A 14803-nucleotide genomic window follows, 5' to 3' on the forward strand; every position below is an offset into this window, starting at 1 on the left:
TGGTATCAGCAAGGCTAGAGCTTCCCATCGGGGGAAGGTCAAGGTTCATCGCCGATTTTTGCCGTCATGAACGAACCGGTCGCGCCGCGGCAATCATTTTTTGCCGCCGCGCACGTCTCCCAGCCGCCGCCGAGCGCTTTGTAGATGCCCACCACGGCAAGCCGCTGACGCGTGCCGGCCTGCGTCAATGCGCGCCGGCTGGCGAAGTCGGCCCGTTCTGCCTCGAGCACCTCCAGATAAATGCCTTCGCCCGCGGCAAAACGCGTCTGGGCGAGCCGGGCCGCTTCGCGATTCGCCGCCGCCTCAAGTAACCGCAGATCCAACGTGCTGACCGCCTCAGCATAGGTTTTGAAAGCATCGTCCGTTTCGCGCAGCGCGCTCAGCACCGTCCGCTCGTAAATCAACAGCGCCTGTTGTGTTCGCGCCTCGCTGGCGGCGATCCGGGCGCGTACGCGCCCGATATCGAGAAATGCCCAGCGAATCACTGGGCTGATCACACCGGAGAACGCACCGGCGCCAGTCAGCGCATCGAGGTTGCCGGCGACCAGCCCGATCGAACCTCGCGCTTCGATGCGCGGGTAGAGCGCCGCCGTTTCCACGCCAATCATGGCGGTGGCTGCCGCAAGTTCCCGTTCAGCCGCCACAATGTCGGCGCGCCGGGCGAGCAGGGCGCCGGGCGTGCCCACGGCGATCGCCCGCAGCACTGGCGGCTGGCTTCCCCATTCGGCGGAAGGGGGGCGGAATGTCTGGGGCATTTCGCCAAGCAGCGTCGCCAATGCGTTGACGGCGGCGGCTCGGCGGCGTTCCAGCTCTGGCGTCGCCGCTTCGACGTTGCGCAATAGCGCCTCGGCGCGCAATCGGTCGAATTCGCTGGCGGCGCCGGCGCTCATTTGTTTTTTTACCAGCACCAAACTTTCACGCTGGCTGTGGCTAATTTCGGCGACCATCTTAAGTTCGGCGTCTAAACCTCGGAGTTCTAGCCAGGTGGCGGCCACTTCCGCAGCGACGCCCGCCTGAACGCCACGCAGCAACGCTTCGCGGCTTCCCGCCAGCGCCTGAGCGGCCTCAATCGAGCGCCGAACGTGTCCAAAGAGATCGATTTCCCATGTCGAATCAATCGCACCGCGATAGGTTTGCGTATGGCGTGGCTGGGCGGCCAGCTTCTCCGCTTCACCCAGTCGACGCGTCTCATAACTCAGCGCGGCACCGGCGCGCGGCAGGAAATCCTGCCGTTGTTCACGCAACAGGGCTCTGGCTTCGTCTACTCGGGCGACGGCGATGCCGACATCATGGTTCGCCGCCAACGCGCGCTGAACCAAATCCGTGAGAGCAGGATCGTCAAAGAGGCGCCACCAGGCGAGTTCGACATTTCCGGCACTCAGCCCCGCCGGTGGTTGGCCGAAGCCGGCAGGGTGACGGGCGACGGGCGGCGAGTAATCGGGGCCCACCGCCGCACATCCGGTTAGCAAGGCGAGCGCGCTCAGCGGCAATAACAAGGTTCTACGAAGATTTTTCATCAGACTCGCTCCTTACGGCTGGCTTTGGCTTTGGCACGATATTGCTCGAATCGGGTCGCCAGGCCGCGAATCACGACATAAAAGACCGGCGTCAGGAACAGGCCGAACAAGGTCACGCCCAGCATGCCGGCGAAGACCGCCACCCCCATGGCATGGCGCATTTCCGCCCCCGCGCCGCTGGCGAAGATCAATGGAATGACGCCGGCGATAAACGCGATTGAAGTCATCACTATCGGTCTTAATCGCAGCCGGCAGGCCTTAATCACCGCCTCGAGCGCGTTGGCGCCTTCATCCTCCAGGCTGCGGGCGAACTCGACGATCAGAATGGCGTTTTTGGCGGCCAGGCCGACCAGCACAATGAGGCCTATTTGCACGAAAACGTTGTTGTCGCCGCCCAGCAGCCAGACGCCAATCATGGCGCTCAACAGACACATCGGCACGATCAGCAGCACGGCCAAAGGCAGTAGCCAGCTGTTGTATTGCGTGGCCAGAATGAGATAGGCGAGCAGCACGCACAGCGGAAAAATGAACAGCGCCGCGTCGCCCGCGAGCTTTTGCTGATAGGTGAGATCGGTCCATTCGACGGTCATGCCTTCCGGCAGCGTCTCTTTCGCCAGGCGCTCCATCAATGCGGCCGCCTGACCGGAACTGACGCCCATCGCCGCACCGCCCGAGATATCAGCCGATGGATAGCCGTTGTAACGAATGATGCGATCCGGGCCGGAGCCGGGCGTAACGGTGACAAAGGAAGACAGCGGCAGCATGTCGCCGGCCGCATTGCGCACCTGCAGCCGGCCGATAGCTTCGGCCTGCATGCGATGGGCGGCATCGGCCTGAGCGGTGACTTTGTAGGTGCGGCCGAATCGGTTGAAATCGTTGATGTAAAGCGAGCCGAGGTAGATTTGCAGCGACTCGAACACATCCGCCAGGCTGACGCCCTGACTTTGCGCCTGAGTGCGGTCGATAACCACATCGAGCTGCGGCGCGTTGATATCCAGACTGGTCATCAGACCGGCGACCTGGCCCGATTCGGTGGCTTTCATCATCAGGATCCGCGTGTGCTCAACCAGGGACTCAAGCCCCGCGCCGCTGCGATCCTCCACCTGCATCTTGAATCCGCCGGTAGCGCCGAGACCGGGAACGGGCGGTGGCGGAAATACGCCGAGGAAACCATCGGGAATGTCGGCGAATTTCGCCTGCAGCCGACCGGCTATGGCGGAGGCGGCCAGATCGGGCGTGGCGCGATCTTTAAACGGATCGAGCATGACGAACATCACGGCGGCGTTCGGCACATTGACGAAGCCGTTAATCGACAGCCCCGGAAAGGCCACGACGCTTTCCACCCCGGGTTCCGCCAGCGCGATCTTCGACATCTGTTTAACGACCGCATCGGTGCGATCCAGCGAGGCCGAATTGGGCAGTTGGGCGATGCCCACCAGATAGTACTTATCCTGCATGGGCACGAAGCCCGGCGGAACGGCCTGGAAGCTGAAAAACGTCAGAACGAGCAGCCCGCCGTAAATAGCCAGCGCCATCCCGCGGACGCGCACCGTTTTACGCACGGCATTGGCATACGCGTCCGGCGCCCGTTGGAAAGGCCGGACAGCGGCTTGCAAGACGCGCCCAATGCGGCCGGGAGCGCGAGGTTTCGCCGGATGAGGCCGCAGCAACATGCCCGCCAGCGCCGGGCTGAGCGTAAGCGAATTGAGCGCCGACAGCAGGGTTGAAATGGCGATGGTCAGCGCGAACTGCCGGTAAAACTCGCCCTGTAAACCGCTCAGGAACGCTGTTGGAACGAAAACCGCGGCCAGCACCGAGGTGATGGCGACGATCGGCCCGGTGACTTCATCCATGGCGAGTCGCGCGGCTTGCTGCGGCGTTTTGCCGTTTTCGATGTGTCGTTCGACGTTTTCCACCACCACGATCGCGTCATCGACGACGATGCCGATAGACAATACCAAACCGAACAGGGACAGCGTATTGAGAGAGAAGCCCATCAAGTACATGATGGCGAACGTGCCGACCAGCGAAACCGGCACCGCGAGCAGCGGAATCAGCGAGGCTCGCCAGCTGCGCAGGAACACCACTACCACGATCACCACCAGCAGGATCGCTTCCAGCAGGGTCGTCACAACCGACTCGAGCGATGCCCGCACGAAAACCGTGGGATCGTAGGCGATCCGTGAACTGAGTCCGGCAGGAAAGTTGCCCTCCAGGCGCTTGACGGTCGCTCTGACCGCCTGAGCGACGTCCAGCGCGTTGGCGCCCGGGCTCTGAATGATTTGCAGCGCGACGGCCGGCTCGCCGTCGAGCAGGCTGCGCAGCGCATACGCATCGGCGCCCATTTCTATACGGGCGACGTCGCGCAGGCGGGTCACCCGGCCGTCGCTGCCGGTGCGGATGATGATATCGCCAAACTGTTTCTCATCGGCCAGACGGCCGAGGGTATTGACCGTAACCTGAAATGCGGCATTGGAATCGGGCGCCTGACCGACGGAACCGGCCGCCACCTGAACGTTTTGCTCGCGCACCGCAGCGATCACATCGCCGGCGGTTAGCCCGCGCGCGGCGATCAGATCCGGATCCAGCCAGAGCCGCATGCTGTATTCGCCGGCTCCCCAGACCTGGACATCGCTGACGCCCGGAATGCGGGACAGTTCATCACGAACCTGCAGATAAGCGTAATTTGAGATATAAAGCGGATCGTAGCGTTGGTCAGGCGACAGGAGATGCACCACCATCAGGATGTCCGGTGAGGTTTTCTGCGTCACTACGCCCTGGTGCTGTACCTCTGCAGGCAAGCGGGGTAACGCGCGCGCGACCCGATTTTGCACCTGGATCTGCGCCATGTCGGCATTCGTTCCCTGGGCAAAGGTGACGGTCAACGTCATTCGGCCGTCGGTCGCCGCCTGTGAAGACATGTAAAGCATGCCTTCGACGCCGGTGATGGCTTGCTCAAGCGGTGCGGCCACCGTTTCCGCGATCACTTTCGGGTTGGCGCCGGGATAAGACGCCGTCACTTGTACGGTAGGCGGCGTAACCGCAGGGTATTCGCTGAGCGGCAACTGGAATAACGCCACGGTGCCGGCGATCAGCGTCAAGATGGAGAGCACGATGGCGAAGATCGGGCGTTTAATGAAGAAACGAGGGAAAGTCATGTCGCGTCTCCCGCAGCGTTCAATTGCTCGATAGGCGCGCCGTCAATCTCGGCGGGCTGCGGCGTGATTGACATGCCGGGGCGCACCAGCCCTTTCACGACGATGCGTTCTCCCGGCCGCAGGCCGTGCTCTATCACGCGCAGTCCTTCAACGACCGGGCCAAGTTCAACGGGGCGGTATTCGGTTTTGTCATTCTCATCGACGACCAGGACATAGCGCCGGTTTTGATCGGTGCCAATCGATTGGTCGGCGATCAGGATCTTGGCCTGCGGCGCGCCGGTTTCCAGCTTGACTCTGGCGAACAACCCAGGTGACAGTCGCCCATCCGGGTTATCGATCACCGCGCGCAGGCGCACCGTTCCCGTCGTGCGGTCGGCGGTATTGGACTGGAAATCGACGCGCCCGCGCCGGGAATAGGTTTTGTCTGCAAGTAACGCCACCGATACCCGAATGTCAGGTGGCGCCGTTTTATTGCGCCACGCGGTCAACGATTGCAAATAGGTGCGTTCATCCACATCGAAATAGACGTGGAGTGGATCGACCGAGACCAGCGTGGTGAGCGGCGTGACGCCGCCGGTGACATAGTTGCCTTCGGTGACGAGCGTCTGGCCTACGCGTCCGGCAATCGGCGCGGTGACGCGGGTGAACTCCAGATCCAACTTTGCCGCCTCCCGCGCCGCTTTCGCTGCGTTGACCTGCGCATTGCTCGCTTTCATCATGGCGGTAGCCGAATCAAACCGATCGCGGGCGATAACGTTTTTATTGAACAACGTTTTAGCGCGCACATAGTCGGCCTGGGCTAGCGTAGAGGCGGCTTCCGCTTCTTGCAAACGCGCCGTCGCCTCGTTCAGCGCGGCTTGAAATGGCCGCGGATCGATGAGAAAGAGCGGGTGGCCTTTTTCTATCAGGCGACCTTCCGGCACATTTACCGCCAGCACATAACCGGCGACCCGAGGCCGCAACTCAACGTGCTTGACCGCGGCCAGCGAACCGGTGAATTCGGCAAAGGGCGTTATCGGGCGGACTAAAACATCAGCCACAGGAACACGGGGAGGCGGCGCAGGTGTCGCCGAAGACGGGTTTTCTTTGCAGCCGGCAACGGCGAAAGCGCCGTTTATCGCCGCTGCGATCAGGATTATGGTTTTGGCTTTCATCATTTGACCTTTCCTACCGAAGTCGACAGTGGAATTCACTGCGTGGAAGCAGTTCATCCCGCGTTATCCGACTTCCAACGTTGGGAAGGTCAAGCGATTTTTGGTTTATTGCAAAGGGGATGCCGCGTCGTCGCTATCTGGTGCGATCCCCTGAACGGCTATTTCTGCAGCACCTCGACGAACTTCGCCAGCCACTGCGGATGCGCCGGCCAGGCCGGGGCGGTGACCAGATTGCCGTCAACGTGCGCCTGATCGATGCCGATCTCCGCATAATGGCCGCCGCCCAGCCGCACTTCCGGCGCGCAGGCCGGGTAGGCGCTGCAGGTGCGGCCTTGCAACACCCCGGCCGCCGCCAGCAGCTGCGGGCCGTGGCAAACGGCGGCGATCGGCTTTTTCGCGGCGTCAAACGCCTGCACCAGCGCGATCACGTCGGGATTCAGGCGCAGGTATTCCGGCGCCCGGCCGCCGGGGATCAAGAGCGCATCGTAGTGCTCTTCTTTGGCGGTGGCGAAGTCGGCGTTCAGGGTGAAACGGTGGCCGGGTTTCTCGCTGTAGGTTTGCGCGCCGTCAAAATCGTGGATCGCGGTCATGATGTAGTCGCCGACGGCTTTGCCGGGGCACACGGCGTCCACCCAATGGCCGATCATCTGCAACGCCTGAAACGGCACCATGGTTTCGTAATCTTCGGCATAGTCACCGACCAGCATCAGGATCTTTTTCTTGCTCATGATCACAACTCCTGCGGGATGGGGATTGCCTAAGGTATAGCCCAGCGGCCCTGGGAATGCGAACTGCGAAGCGCCTATCTATACTCGTGATACTGCGGCGCTTTTCTCGCCGCTCAATCCCAGGGAGGATCCCCGATGCTGAATCTGGCTACCTTGCTTGAAGAGAGTGCGCGCACCTGGCCGGAACGGCCGGCGGTGATACAGGACGATGTACCGCTCAGCTATCGGGCGCTGAACGACATGGCCAACCGGGTGGCGAATCTGTTGGTCGCGCGCGGCGTGCGGCGCGGTGAACGGGTGGCGCTGGCCTGCCCGAACCGGCCGGAGTTTCCGGCTGTCTATTACGGCATTCTCAAAAGCGGCGCGGTGGTGGTGCCGCTCAATATTCTGCTTAAGAGCGCGGAGTTCGACTATTACCTGGCGGATTCGGCGGCGGTGGCGCTGTTTTGTTTCGAAGGCAGCAGCGGCCTGCCGCTGGGGGAGGAAGCGCTGCGGGCGGCGGCGAAGGCGGAACAGTGCCGCGAGGTGTTTATCATCGGCGATCGGTTGCCGCTCGAGGGGGAACGTTTCAGCCAGGCGATAGCCGCACAGGCTACCGAATTCGCTTCGGCCGCGACGCTCGAAAGCGACACCGCGGTGGTGCTGTATACCAGCGGCACCACCGGCCGCGCCAAAGGGGCGGAGTTGACCCACGCCAATCTGGTGCTTAACGCCTTGGGATCGGTGCGGCTGTTCGACGGTTCGGAGACGACCCCCGATCGTCACCTGGTCACCTTGCCGCTGTTTCATACTTTCGGCTCGACGGTGCAGATGAACGCCGGGTTCGCCGCCGCCGCCACTCTGGTGCTGGTCGAGCGCTTCGACGCCGCGCAGGCCATCGCGCTGATGCAACGGCACGGCATCACCTTTTTCGCCGGGGTGCCGACCATGTATTGGGCGCTGTTGAATGCGCTGGATGAACACACGGATATCGAAAGCTTGCGCAGCACGCTGCGTATGGCGGTGTCCGGCGGCGCCAGCCTGCCGGTGCAGATCCTGGAGGATTTTTCGCGCCGCTTCGGCGTCAACATTCTCGAAGGATACGGGCTGTCTGAGACCAGCCCGGTCGCCACCTTTAACCATCCTCACCGCCTGACCAAGCCCGGCTCCATCGGCCAGCCGATCTGGGGCGTGGAGGTGCGCCTGCTCGACGCCACCGGGCAGCCGGTCGACGCTGTCGATCAGGTGGGGGAGATCGCGGTACGCGGCTACAACATCATGAAAGGCTATCTGAATCGTCCCGAGGCGACGGCGGAGGTGCTGGAAAACGGCTGGTTCCGCACCGGCGATCTGGCGCGCCGCGACGCCGACGGCTTCTATTTCATCGTCGATCGGGCCAAGGACATGATCATTCGCGGCGGGTTCAACGTCTACCCGCGCGAGATTGAAGAGGCGCTGATTCGCCACCCGGCGGTGTCGTTGGTGGCGGTGATCGGCGTCGAACATCCGTCGCTGGGCGAAGAGATCAAGGCGGTGGTGGTGTTGAAAGAGACGGAGGAGCCGATCGAGGAAGAAACGCTGATCGCCTGGAGCCGGGAACGGCTGGCGGCGTACAAGTATCCGCGCATCGTCGAGTTCGTCGAGCGTTTGCCGATGACCAGCACCGGTAAGGTGTTGAAGCGCTGTTTGCGCTGAGGAAAACCCGGCCTGCCGGGGCGGGCAGGCCGGGATACGGGCATCAACCTGGGTAGATGCCGCGCTCTTTACGTGCGGTCAGGATGCGCTCACAGGCCACGATATAAGCGGCGGTGCGCAGGCTGCACTCTTTCTCTGCGGCCTTGTTCCAGACGTGGACCATGGCGTCGGTCATGATCTTGTCCATACGCTCGTTGATCTCGGACTCGCTCCAGAAGTAGCTCGCCATGTCCTGCACCCACTCGAAGTAACTGACCGTTACGCCGCCGGCGTTACAGATAACGTCCGGAACCACGGTGATGTTACGGGAGCGCAGAATGTCGTCCGCCTCTGGGAAGGTCGGGCCATTAGCGCCTTCCAGCACCAGTTTGGCGCTGAGGATTTCGGCACGCTCACGGGTGATTTGGCCTTCCAGCGCCGCAGGGATCAGGATGTCCATGTCGACCGACCAGAACGCTTCGCTTTCGATCTCGCTGGCGCCAGGGAAGCCGGCGATCTGCTTGTGCTTGGCCTGGTATTCGGTCAGCGCGGCCAGGTCGATGCCGTCGGCGTTAAACAGGGTGGCGGAGTGGTCCTGGATGGTGACGACGCGCGCGCCGACGCCAACGAACAGGCGAGCCGCTTCGCTGCCCACGTTACCGAAGCCTTGCACCGCCACTTTGGCGCCTTCGATCTGCACGCCCAGACGCTTGGCCACTTCACTGCCGGTGACGAACACGCCGCGGCCGGTCGCTTTCTCACGGCCCAAGGAGCCGCCGAGGTGGATTGGCTTGCCGGTGACCACGCCGGTGATGGTGGTGCCGTGGTTCATGGAGTAGGTGTCCATCATCCAGGCCATCACTTTGGCGTTGGTGCCGACGTCCGGCGCAGGGATGTCTTTCTGTGGCCCGATGATGAAGCCGATTTCGCTGGTGTAGCGGCGGGTCAGTCGCTCCAGTTCGCCTTCAGACAGTTTGAACGGGTCGACGCGGATGCCGCCCTTGGCGCCGCCGTACGGCAGGTTGACCGCGGCACACTTGATGGTCATCCAGGCGGACAGGGCCATCACTTCGTTCAGATCGACGTCAGGGTGGAAGCGGATACCGCCTTTGCCCGGCCCACGCGACAGGTTGTGCTGTACGCGGAAACCTTCGAAGTGACGGATGGTGCCATCGTCCATCTGCAGCGGGATATCGACAATCAAAGCGCGCTTAGGGTGACGCAGCGTATCAACCCAGCGTGACAGCTCGCCGAGGTAAGGGGCGACGCGATCGATTTGTTGCAGATATGTAGCCCAAGCGGTGGTGCTGCTGTCTGAAGCGTAGGATAGCTTTTCCATAACCAACCTTTATATATTAGAGGTATTTATTTCGTTTAACCGTGGATTAGCAAGCGCATAACACTTTGCGACGCTAAATTTACCACTAATTATGCCGGTTGTTAGCCCCCCGCTCATCGGGCCAGCGGGCGGTTTTTCGCCGCCTGCAGGGCGGTAAATGAATAGTTAATTACTTTTTGTCGGCAGTGAGCGAGCACATGCATAATTTATGCATATAAAGCGCATAAAAACCCTTTTTATCTATTTTTCAGAAGCTTGAATGTGATCAAAAAGTTTCATTTTATTTAACAGCCATGTTGACAATGGCGTTTCCCCTCGGCAGCGTTAAAATCCTGTTAAAACGCCGTCTGCCGCCGCGTTTTACCTGGCAAAGAGGAGCATGATTCGAGGCTGTTTTAATGTGTTGCGGCAGAAGAGCGGGCTGAAAAGCGTGTTCACCAGAAACGGACGGGTGACCGATCCCCGGCAAGGACAATAAAGGCGCTTGCGGCGCAGCCGTCGGTGAAGGAGCCGCCAACGCCATCCACTCGGCAAGCGGCGGCAACTGCGGTATGCTAAGCGGCTGAACCGCAAACCAAACCGGGCTATACGGAGACCCCCCAGCGTGCCGAACTCTTCTTCTCAACTCGAACTTTTGCGCTCGGTCGCCGACGGCATCGCGGCGCTGTTTTTTCCGAATGCGGAAGTGGTGATCCACGATCTGGCCACCAACAAGATTGCCTATCTGGCCAACAACCTGTCGAAGCGCAAACCGGGCGATGACGCCGGGCTGGAGGACTTCGAGCTCGATGGCGGCGCCGGCGTGACCGGCCCCTATGAGAAGCTGAACTGGGACGGCAAAAAGATGCGTTCGGTGAGCATCGCCGCGCGCGACGAGCAGGGCAAACCCAGCTATCTGCTGTGCATCAACCTGAGCACCGCGATGTTCGAGGACGCCCGCAACGCGCTGGACATGTTCCTGTCGGTCACGCGGCTGCAGCCACAGCCGCAACAGCTGTTCAAAGATGACTGGCAGGAGAAGATCAACACCTTCCTGCACGATTGGCTGCGGCGCGAAAACGTCGCGCTCGGCGCGCTGAGCCGCGAACAAAAGCGGCGGCTGGTCAGCGATCTCTATCATCAGGGGGCGTTCAAGGCCAAAAGCGCCGCGGACTACATCGCCAACGTGCTGTCGATGGGGCGCGCCACGGTGTACAAGCACTTGCGAGAATTGAAGCAGGAGTAAAGGCGGCGGGAAAGGTCGAAAAATGGGCGGCGCTGGCCGCCCATTTTGGTTACCAGCGGTAGTTGACCGAAGCGATGATGCTGCGGCCGCTGCCGTAGAAACAGGCGTACTCGCCGCTGCAGGATGAAACGTATTTCTTGTCCGTCAGGTTCTGCACGTTGAGCTGGAGAGCCGCACCGCGCAGCGCCGACGAGGCCTGGCCAAGGTCATATTTCACCATGGCGTCGTACAGCGTGTAGTGCGGCACATCGTACTGACCGATGGCGTCGGCCGGCGCATCGCCGATGTAACGCACGCCGCTGCCGACGGTCAGGCCGTTCAGCGCGCCGCTCAGGAAGCTGTAGCTGCCCCAGGCGGAAGCCGCGTGGCGCGGGATGCCCGCCGGGCTGTGGCCGATTTCGTCCGCCGAGTTGGAGTCTTTGGTCACCACGTCGGTGTAGGTATAGGCGGCGGTCAGCTTGATCTCCGGCGTCGGCTGGGCATGCACTTCCGCCTCAATCCCTTTGGATTTCACCTCGCCGATCTGCTCGTAGGCGGAGGTGAGGCGGTTATAGGACGCCACATTGCGCTGGGTAATGTCGAACCAGGAGAGGGTCAGCAGGGTGTTGCCGCCCGGGATCTGGTACTTCACGCCCACCTCGGTTTGTTTGCCGGTGGTCGGCTTGAGCGGATCGGCGCCCGGCGCGCTCGGGTACAGGTTAGGATCGAACGAGGTGCTGTAGCTGACATACGGCGAAATGCCGTTGTCGAAGGCGTAAAGCAGGCCCGCGCGGCCGGTGAACTGGGCATCGTTGTAGGTCTGCTCTTTACCGCCGCTGGTGCGATCGCGGGTGTTGACCTGCGACCAGTCCTGACGGCCGGACAGCAGCAGGTTCCAGTTATTCCACTCCAGCTGGTCCTGCAGATACACCCCGAGCTGATTCAGCGTCTTCAAGTCGCTGGAAGCCAGCGCCAGCGTGCTGCCATCGATGCTGGGGCGAACCGGGTTGGCCCAGTCGATCGGGTAATCGTTGCCGCGATCGCGATACATCTTCGAATCGATATGGCTGTAGCGGTAATCCAGCCCACCCAACACCGTGTGCTTCACCTCACCGGTGTCGAACAGCCCCTTCAGCTGGTTATCCACGCCAAACTCGTTGGTCATCTGCGTTTCATGCTGCGCCATGCGGGTGACGGTGTGGTCATTGACGTCAGAGTTTACGTTATAAACCAGATATTTATAGTCTTCATCGCGGTGGGTGAAGCGCAGGTTCTGGGTAAACGACAGCGCATCGCTGAAGTTATGCTCTAGGCTGTAGCCGATCGATGCCTGCTCGCGCCGATCTGTTGAAGCTGGGTTCGCTGATGTTGAAGTCATAGGGCACATAGCCCGCGCTGGTCGAGAACAGCGTGCCGGCGCGCGGCAGGAAGTTGCGCGATCCGGCTTTCGGATCGTTCTGGTAGCTGGTCAGCAGCGTAAAGCTGGTGTCTTCGTTCGGCAGCCAGGTGAAGGCCGGCGCGATGGCCACCCGTTGCTGCTTGCTGTCTTTGACGAACTCATGCTCGGTTCTGGCGATGCCGTTCAGGCGGTAGAACAGGGTATTGTCGTCGTTGAGTTTGCCGCCGAAATCGAACGCCGTTTCCGCCAGATGGCGGTTGCCGGTGCTGAATTTGACTTCGTGAATGCTCTGGGCGGTAGGGCGCTTGCTGGTCATCACCACCACGCCGCCGGGGCTGACTTGGCCGTACAGCACGCCGGCCGGGCCGTGCACCATCTCCACGCGCTCCAGCAGCCAGGGATCGATCTGCCCGGCGCCGCCGTTTTGGCTCGAGAGGCCAAAGTGCAGGCCGTCGAGCAGCTTGGGCGCATAGCGGAAGCCGCGGCTGATCACTTCGTCATTGCGGTTGGAGTTGCCGCGGTAGGTGGTGATCACTCCGCTGGTGTAATTCAGCGCGTCGGCGACCGACGCCGGTTCCTGGTCGTTCATTTGCTCGCGCGTGACCACCGAGATGGACTGCGGCGTTTTGCGCAGAGCGGCGGCGGTCTTGGTGCCGGCGGCGCTCTCTTTGGCGACGATCCCTTTGACCGGCGCGGTCACGCTGTTTTGCGCGTCGGCGGTCACCAAAATCGTCTCGTCCGCCGCGGCGGACGCGTGTGGCGCGAAGGGCAGTAAGGCCAGCGCCGAGCCCAGCAACAACCGCTTGGCGGCCGTCGCCTCCGCATTCGAATTGTCTATCCCTTTGTTTTTAATCTTCATTCTCTCTCCTGCATACCTGCGTTGTGTGTCATGCAACCCTGATAAACCCCGAAATATCGGCGAGCGGTCTTTACCCGTCGATACGGAAACGCCGTGTGCGCACGACGGTAAAAATCCGACAAATAGTATTGAAAACGATAATGAGTATCAATACGATTGTCAGGTTTTGTAAAAATCACTCATGTTATGTAAGGGGCGCTATGGAGTTTTTGCCGGAAAAGAGGCCAGACAACGGTCATGAGGGATTGGCGGCGCAGTGGCTGCGTGAAGAGGCGGCGGGGCAGCCCGAGTGGTGGCAGAAGGTGGCCTCTCACGGCACGCCCATCGTCGAGCCGCACGATGACCGCCACGTCAAAATGACCTGGCTATGGCGCGATCCTGCCGGCGATGAACGGCGCTCGCCGATTCGCCGCGTTTATGCCGATATCAACGGCATAACCGATCACCACAGCACGTCCCCCAGCAGCCTGACCAGGCTGCCCGGCACCGACGTTTGGTACGGCGCGGCCGTTATCGAGCGCCGCTGGCGCGGCAGCTACAGCCTGATTCCCGTCACAGACCGGGATCTTCCTCCCGTCTTCAGCGACGACGAAACGCTGCGCGATCGCCAGCAGCGCGCCTGGTGGATTTCGCTGTTTCCACTGGCGATCGCCGATCCGTTGAATCGCCTCTCGCTGGGGCCTTCGCATCGTCCGCGCCCGGTTTCCCTGGCCCAGGGGCCGGATGCTGACGACCAAAGCGCCTGGCAGGCCGCCGATCGGCCGCTGGACGAGGCGCGGCTACAGCGTTTTCAGTGGCACAGCGAACGGCTCGGCACGCAGCGGCGCGTCTGGCTGTATGCCAGCGGCGACGCGGCGGTGAAAGCGAATCGCCCGCTGGTGTTATTGCTCGACGGCCAAAACTGGATCGAAAGGCACGCGCTGCTGCCGGTGATCGAGAACGAAACCGCAACAGGGCGGCTGCCGCCCGCATGCTGGCTGCTGATCGATGCGATCGACGGCGAACACCGGGAAAACGAGCTGCCCTGCAACGCCGCCTTCTGGCAGGCAATCATCGATGAGCTGTTGCCGCAGGCGCAGAAGCGCGAAGCGTTCAGCGAGGAAGGGGCGCGCACCGTCGTCGCCGGCCAAAGCTACGGCGGGCTGGCAGCGTTATATGCCGGTGTGCACTGGCCGGAACGTTTCGGCCACGTGCTGAGCCAGTCCGGCTCCTTCTGGTGGCCTACGGTGCAATTCGTTACCCAGTTCGAAAAACGCCACGAACTGGAGGAAGGCTGGCTGATACGCCAGGTTCGGCAACGCGACGCGGCGGCGCCAGCGCTCAACGTGATCCAACAGGCCGGCGATCGGGAGGCGGATATCGAATTCGTCAATCGCCAGATGCACGAGGCGCTGACGGCGGCGGGGCACCGCGCCGACTACCGCGTGTTTTCCGGCGGACATGACGCGCTCTGCTGGCGCGGCGGCCTGGTGGACGGCGTACGCCAGCTGCTTTCCGGGATGGAATAACCCACACATTTTGACAGACAGGTAATGAAAATGACTCAGGAACAACAAAACCCGTTCGATGACGAAAGCCTCCGTTTCTCCGTTTTGGTCAACGCGCAGCAGCAGTATTCGCTGTGGCCGCAGTTTGCCGACGCGCCGCAGGGGTGGCGCGTGCTGATGGGGCCGGCGTCGCGCGGCGAATGCATCGACTACATCGAAACGCACTGGCAGGACATGCGGCCGGCGGCCTTGAAAGCGGCGGGTGCGGCGCGTTAAGCGCCAGACAGCCACATCGATACATTCCG

At 61.8% G+C, this 14803-nt stretch carries 9 protein-coding genes and 1 pseudogene; 4 read left to right on the forward strand and 6 right to left on the reverse strand.

Translation table 11 applies throughout. The features are described 5' to 3' along the window. Nucleotides 1-38 precede the first annotated feature (38 nt). The 4 genes from ACF8MC_RS03585 to ACF8MC_RS03600 form a co-directional block, all read right to left on the reverse strand. The gene (locus tag ACF8MC_RS03585; protein ID WP_049212183.1) at nucleotides 39-1517 is read right to left on the reverse strand and encodes an efflux transporter outer membrane subunit; all 1479 of its coding nucleotides are present in this window, start codon (nucleotides 1515-1517) and stop codon (nucleotides 39-41) included. Next, nucleotides 1517-4675, reverse strand: coding sequence for an efflux RND transporter permease subunit (locus ACF8MC_RS03590; RefSeq protein WP_101426934.1), 3159 nt, complete (start codon nucleotides 4673-4675; stop codon nucleotides 1517-1519). Before ACF8MC_RS03590 ends, ACF8MC_RS03585 begins: the two co-directional genes overlap by 1 nt. Beyond that, nucleotides 4672-5832 carry an efflux RND transporter periplasmic adaptor subunit gene (locus tag ACF8MC_RS03595; RefSeq protein WP_269454185.1) on the reverse strand — a complete coding sequence of 387 codons (1161 nt, stop codon included), beginning with the start codon at nucleotides 5830-5832 and terminating at the stop codon, nucleotides 4672-4674. The genes ACF8MC_RS03590 and ACF8MC_RS03595 overlap by 4 nt, the downstream gene beginning before the upstream one ends. A gap of 155 nt (nucleotides 5833-5987) precedes the next feature. After that, nucleotides 5988-6557, reverse strand: a complete 570-nt coding sequence (locus tag ACF8MC_RS03600; protein WP_033634573.1) for a DJ-1/PfpI family protein — start codon at nucleotides 6555-6557, stop codon at nucleotides 5988-5990. 135 nt (nucleotides 6558-6692) lie between these two features. Between ACF8MC_RS03600 and ACF8MC_RS03605 the strand changes: the two genes are divergently transcribed. Further along, the gene (locus ACF8MC_RS03605; protein WP_164104959.1) at nucleotides 6693-8231 is read left to right on the forward strand and encodes a long-chain fatty acid--CoA ligase; all 1539 of its coding nucleotides are present in this window, start codon (nucleotides 6693-6695) and stop codon (nucleotides 8229-8231) included. Between the two features lie 43 nt (nucleotides 8232-8274). Here ACF8MC_RS03605 and ACF8MC_RS03610 read toward each other — a convergent pair whose 3' ends face one another. Then, the gene (locus tag ACF8MC_RS03610) at nucleotides 8275-9549 is read right to left on the reverse strand and encodes a Glu/Leu/Phe/Val dehydrogenase (protein WP_033653137.1); all 1275 of its coding nucleotides are present in this window, start codon (nucleotides 9547-9549) and stop codon (nucleotides 8275-8277) included. 604 nt (nucleotides 9550-10153) lie between these two features. Here ACF8MC_RS03610 and ACF8MC_RS03615 point away from each other — a divergent pair. Further along, nucleotides 10154-10774 (forward strand): transcriptional regulator, encoded by a 621-nt coding sequence (locus tag ACF8MC_RS03615; RefSeq protein WP_164104958.1) that lies wholly within the window; start codon nucleotides 10154-10156, stop codon nucleotides 10772-10774. 49 nt (nucleotides 10775-10823) lie between these two features. Here ACF8MC_RS03615 and ACF8MC_RS03620 read toward each other — a convergent pair. After that, a pseudogene (locus ACF8MC_RS03620) lies at nucleotides 10824-13011 on the reverse strand (TonB-dependent siderophore receptor). Nucleotides 13012-13211: 200 nt separating this feature from the next. Here ACF8MC_RS03620 and fes point away from each other — a divergent pair. Together fes and ACF8MC_RS03630 are read left to right on the forward strand one after the other, a co-directional pair. Continuing rightward, nucleotides 13212-14519 carry an enterochelin esterase gene (fes, locus tag ACF8MC_RS03625; protein ID WP_239504631.1) on the forward strand — a complete coding sequence of 436 codons (1308 nt, stop codon included), beginning with the start codon at nucleotides 13212-13214 and terminating at the stop codon, nucleotides 14517-14519. Nucleotides 14520-14549: 30 nt separating this feature from the next. Then, nucleotides 14550-14774 carry an MbtH family protein gene (locus ACF8MC_RS03630; RefSeq protein ID WP_164104956.1) on the forward strand — a complete coding sequence of 75 codons (225 nt, stop codon included), beginning with the start codon at nucleotides 14550-14552 and terminating at the stop codon, nucleotides 14772-14774. Nucleotides 14775-14803 lie beyond the last annotated feature (29 nt).

The sequence above is a fragment of the Serratia sp. LACPHL-BACT-2024-00286 genome, assembly GCF_043109535.1.
GTDB lineage: Bacteria > Pseudomonadota > Gammaproteobacteria > Enterobacterales > Enterobacteriaceae > Serratia > Serratia sarumanii.